This is a genomic window from Cupriavidus sp. R6-3 (assembly GCF_059772245.1).
Genome location: NZ_JCBAJO010000286.1, coordinates 1 through 5,014, shown reverse-complemented (window position 1 = coordinate 5,014; position 5,014 = coordinate 1). Strand labels below are relative to the sequence as shown.

5 protein-coding genes are annotated in these 5,014 nt (G+C 68.2%); 2 read left to right on the top strand and 3 right to left on the bottom strand.

The features are described from left to right. A partial coding sequence (locus tag AC6EI8_RS24025) for a hypothetical protein (protein ID WP_498383070.1) occupies positions 1-210 on the bottom strand: 210 nt, incomplete at its 3' end. A gap of 235 nt (positions 211-445) precedes the next feature. Here AC6EI8_RS24025 and fusA point away from each other — a divergent pair. Further along, positions 446-2,551, top strand: a complete 2,106-nt coding sequence (gene fusA / locus AC6EI8_RS24020; RefSeq protein WP_149318653.1) for an elongation factor G — start codon at positions 446-448, stop codon at positions 2,549-2,551. 102 nt (positions 2,552-2,653) lie between these two features. Here the strand turns inward: fusA and AC6EI8_RS24015 are convergent, their stop codons facing one another. Both AC6EI8_RS24015 and AC6EI8_RS24010 read right to left on the bottom strand, forming a co-directional pair. Continuing rightward, positions 2,654-3,523, bottom strand: coding sequence for a crotonase/enoyl-CoA hydratase family protein (locus AC6EI8_RS24015; protein WP_149318654.1), 870 nt, complete (start codon positions 3,521-3,523; stop codon positions 2,654-2,656). 84 nt (positions 3,524-3,607) lie between these two features. Continuing rightward, a complete protein-coding gene (locus tag AC6EI8_RS24010) occupies positions 3,608-4,288 on the bottom strand; it encodes a histidine phosphatase family protein (RefSeq protein ID WP_498383069.1) in 681 nt (226 codons plus the stop codon). A 376-nt stretch (positions 4,289-4,664) separates the two neighbouring features. Between AC6EI8_RS24010 and AC6EI8_RS24005 the strand changes: the two genes are divergently transcribed. Continuing rightward, positions 4,665-5,014, top strand: a 350-nt coding sequence (locus AC6EI8_RS24005; RefSeq protein WP_498383068.1) for a hypothetical protein, incomplete at its 3' end; no start/stop codon positions are given.

Below are 5,014 nucleotides of genomic sequence, written 5' to 3'. Positions count from 1 at the left end.
CTGCTGGTCGTTCTGCAGCGTCTCGATGACCTGGTCCAGCGATTGCGCCAGCGGCACGCTGGCGGCGGCCTCGGAGGCGGGTGCCGACGTAGCGGACGGGGGATGGGCCGCGGGCTTGCCCAAGGGCGTGGCCGCACCGGCGTGGGGCACGGTACCGATCGCGCAGAGCCAGATCAGCGCCAGCCATGGCAGATGACATCGCAGGTTCATCGTCGCGGGAGCCTCGTCGAAACCGGTCCTCGGCCCGGTGGGCGGGCCGCCATGGGCGCACTGTAACCGATGCCCAAGGGCCGGACGACCGGTGTCCGTCCGACGCCGCGGAGCCGCCAATCCCGCGCCGCACGCAACTTCGCCGATAGTGCTACTCTAACTCCCCTCTTTTCTCCGACCCCTTTATTCAGGTTCTACTCAGGTTCTACTCAGGCCCCTAACTCAGGAGATTGTCGTGGCCCGCAAAACTCCCATCGAGCGCTATCGCAACATCGGCATCAGTGCGCATATCGACGCCGGCAAGACGACCACGACCGAACGCATCCTGTTCTACACGGGTGTCAGCCACAAGCTGGGCGAGGTGCACGAAGGCGCCGCCACCATGGACTGGATGGAGCAGGAGCAGGAGCGCGGCATCACCATCACGTCGGCCGCCACCACCGTGTTCTGGAAGGGCATGGCCGGCAAGTATCCCGAGCACCGGATCAACATCATCGACACCCCCGGGCACGTCGACTTCACCATCGAGGTCGAGCGCTCGATGCGCGTGCTCGACGGCGCGGTGATGGTCTACGACGCGGTAGGCGGCGTGCAGCCGCAATCGGAGACGGTCTGGCGCCAGGCCAACAAGTACGGCGTGCCGCGGCTGGCCTTCGTCAACAAGATGGACCGCGTCGGCGCGGACTTCTTCCGCGTGCGCGAGCAGATCGCCGAGCGCCTGAAGGGCGTGGCCGTGCCGGTGCAGATTCCGATCGGCGCCGAGGACCACTTCCAGGGCGTGGTCGACCTGGTGCGCATGCAGGCCATCGTCTGGGACGAGGCCAGCCAGGGCGTGCGCTTCGAATACCGGGAGATCCCGGCCGAGCTGGTCGACACCGCGCAGCTGTGGCGCGAGCGCATGGTCGAGGCCGCGGCCGAGGCCAACGAGTCGCTGCTGGAGAAATACCTCGGCGGCGAGGCGCTGAGCGAGGACGAGATCAAGGCCGGCCTGCGCCAGCGCACGATCGCCAACGAGATCGTGCCGATGCTGTGCGGCAGCGCGTTCAAGAACAAGGGCGTGCAGGCGATGCTCGACGCGGTGGTCGACTATCTGCCGTCGCCCGCCGACGTGCCCGCGATCCGCGGCCATACCGAGGACGATCGCGATGCCGAGCGCCATCCGAGCGACGACGAGCCGTTCTCCGCGCTGGCCTTCAAGATCATGACGGACCCGTTCGTCGGCCAGCTGATCTTCTTCCGCGTGTATTCCGGCGTGGTGAACTCGGGCGACACCGTCTACAACCCCGTCAAGGGCAAGCGCGAACGCCTGGGCCGCATCCTGCAGATGCATGCCAACACGCGCAACGAGATCAAGGAGGTGCGCGCCGGCGATATCGCCGCGGCGGTGGGCCTGAAGGAGGCAACCACCGGCGACACGCTGTGCGACCCGGCCAACGTGATCATCCTGGAGCGGATGACCTTCCCCGATCCGGTGATCTCGCAGGCGGTGGAGCCCAAGACCAAGGCCGACCAGGAGAAGATGGGCGTGGCGCTGAACCGCCTCGCGCAGGAAGACCCGTCGTTCCGCGTCAAGACCGACGAGGAGTCCGGCCAGACCATCATCTCCGGCATGGGCGAACTGCACCTCGAAATCCTGGTCGACCGCATGAAGCGCGAGTTCGGCGTGGAAGCGACCGTCGGCAAGCCGCAGGTCGCCTATCGCGAGACCATCCGCCAGGCGATCAAGGGCGTCGAGGGCAAGTTCGTCAAGCAGTCGGGCGGCCGCGGCCAGTACGGCCATGTGGTGATCGACCTGGAGCCGCAGCCGCAGGGCAAGGGCTACGAGTTCGTCGACGCGATCAAGGGCGGCGTGATCCCGCGCGAGTTCATCCCCGCGGTGGACAAGGGCATCCAGGAGACGCTCAATGCCGGCGTGCTGGCTGGCTTCCCGGTGGTGGACGTCAAGGTCACGCTGGTGTTCGGCTCGTACCACGAGGTCGATTCGAACGAGAACGCCTACCGGATGGCCGGCTCGATGGCCTTCAAGGACGGCATGCGGCGCGCGCGTCCGGTGCTGCTCGAGCCGATGATGGCAGTCGAGGTCGAGACCCCGGAGGAGTTTACCGGCAACGTGATGGGCGATCTGTCGTCGCGCCGCGGCATCGTGCACGGCATGGACGAGATCGCGGGCGGCGGCGGCAAGCTGGTGCGCGCCGAGGTGCCGCTGGCCGAGATGTTCGGCTACTCGACCTCGCTGCGTTCGCTGACCCAGGGCCGCGCGACCTACACGATGGAGTTCAAACACTACGCCGAGGCGCCGGCCAACGTCGCCGACGCGGTGGTCAACGCGCGCCGGCAGTAGGCTTCGAAGGCAGGGCGCTCCGACCCGGGGCGTCCCCGGCGCTAAAACGGACGGCGTTGAAACGAACGGCGCCCCATCGAACGTCGCTCAAACAAAAGTCGCTCAAACGAAAGGCGGCTCGCCCTGCCAGTCGAAGAAGTCGGGCATGTCGCGCGACACGGTCTGCGGGAACGCGGCCGGGCGCTTCTGCAGGAAGGCCTCGACGCCTTCCTTCGCGTCCGGCGAGCGCCCGCGCGACTGGATCGCGCGGCTGTCCAGCTTGTGCGCCTCCATCGGATGCGCGGCGCCCGCCATCCGCCAGATCATCTGCCGCGAGATCGCGACCGACACCGGCGCAGCGTTGTCGGCGATCTCGCGCGCCAGCGCGTAGGCCGCCGGCAGCAGCTCGTCGGGCGCATGCAGCGAGCGCACCAGGCCGCGCTCCAGCGCCTCCTGGGCCGGGAACACGCGGCCGGTGTAGCACCACTCCAGCGCGGTCGAGATGCCGACCACGCGCGACAGGAACCACGACGACGCGGCCTCCGGCGTGATGCCGCGGCGGGAGAACACGAAGCCGAACTTGGCCGTGGTCGAGGCCAGCCGGATATCCATCGGCAGCTGCATCGTCACGCCGATGCCTACCGCGGCGCCGTTGATCGCCCCGATCACCGGCTTCAGGCTGCGGAAGATCCGCAGCGCGACACGGCCGCCGCCGTCGCGGTGCGGCGCGTCGGCCGGCGCGCCGTAGCGCTTCTCGAAATCGAAGGTCGAGCCGCCCGAGGACAGATCGGCGCCGGCGCAGAACGCGCGTCCCGCGCCCGTCACCACCACCGCCCGCACCGCATCGTCGGCGTCAGTGGCATCGAAGGCCGCGATCAGCTCCTGCATCATCTGCGCGTTGAACGTATTCATCTGTTCCGGCCGGTGCAGCGTGATGGTGGCGATGCCGTCGGCGACGGCGTAGCGCAGCGTTTCAAACTGGGATGGTTGCATGGGGGCTCCGAGGTTGCCGATCAAATGCCGGGAAGAACGAGGGTGACCGCCGACGGACGCCGGCGATGCCGGCAGCCGTGCTGCTCAGGCGAACGTGATCGCGCCGCGCCGGTCCGCGCGCTCCAGATGCGGCACGTTGTTGAAACTGAGCAGCCGCTGCGTATTGCGGCCGCAGATGATTTCGCAGAAGGCGGTGTTGCGGAACTGCAGGTTCAGCTCGATCGCGGTCTGCGCGGGCGCGTGCAGCATGTCGGCCACCGCACGGCCGATCGCGCCGCCCGAGCTGACCACCAGGATCGCGTCCTCGCGCGCCGAGCCCTCGGCGCCGTGCGCCAGCCCCGCCGCGATGCGCTGGCCAAACTCGTCCCAGCTCTCGGGCATGCCGGTCAGCGTGCCGGCGGTCCAGGCGGCGAAGGCCGCGCGGAAGGTACGCCAGTAGTCCGCGTAGTCGCCGTTCTGATGCGCGCGATGATCGGCGCCGCCGGTGTGGGCGCAGTACAGCGCCTCGCCGTCGTACTCGTTGAAGCCCGGATGCGTCTCGATCGTCAGTCCGGCACCGGCCTCGCCCATGGCGGCCAGGATCTCGCTGGCGGTGTCCTGCTGGCGCACCAGCGAGCCGGCGATCACGCGGCGGAAGCGCACGCCGCGCTCGACGAAATACTCGCCCAGCCAGCGCGATTGCTGCCGGCCCTGCGCCGACAGGCAGTCGTAGTTGGCCGCGCCGAAGGAGGCCTGGCCGTGGCGCACGAGAAATAGCGTTGCCATAGAGGGAGAACGGAAGGTTGGGAGAAGGCAGGTCCACCGGTCCGGCCGGCGGGCCGGCGATGGCCGTCGCGCTCGATTGTAGGGCGCGCTCCGAGTGCCGGCCAAGCAAGCGTGACACGCTGCATACCGGTCATGGCCGCGCTGCATTGTCGTCGTCGGCGGGCCTTTCGCGTCTCAAATTCCAAAAGGTGGCGGCATGTTACGCAAATGGCGTCGCCATACGCGGTTACCTTGGCGCCTGCCCGGAGGAGGGCGTTCTTCATTCCATCCAGACATCGGCATATCGGGACACCGGGGCACCTGGGACATCCCGGACAGCCCGGACATCCCGGTCATCCCGGACGTCGGGACATCAAGACATCAAGAGGTCGAGACGATGCGTACGTATCACACCCTGTCGTATCGCGACTGCACCGCCTTCAGCGCGGCAGTCGAATCGCCGCATCTCGGGCCGGCGATCAACGCGGCGCTCGTGCGCGGCGAACTGATCGAAGTCCAGGGGCATCGATTCCGCCTGTGCCGCTCGGACGCCGGCTGGAAGATCAAGACCGCTTCGCTCTGGCAGATGACGCACCGGCAGCGCTTCGCGCGGCTGATGCGGTGCCTGCGCCTCGGTGGCGACGAAGTGCTGTGGGAAGCGAGGGTGCGCCGCTTCGTCAAGCATGACGCGCTGCGCGTGCAGGTCGATGGCGGTGGCGGCGCCGATGGCAACGGCGGCGCTGCGCG

What these genes read in the sequence shown, in the direction of transcription:
- AC6EI8_RS24010 (WP_498383069.1), bottom strand. Translation starts at nt 4,288, where the DNA reads ATGGCAACGCTATTTCTCGTGCGCCACGGCCAGGCCTCCTTCGGCGCG.
- AC6EI8_RS24015 (WP_149318654.1), bottom strand. Translation starts at nt 3,523, where the DNA reads ATGCAACCATCCCAGTTTGAAACGCTGCGCTACGCCGTCGCCGACGGC.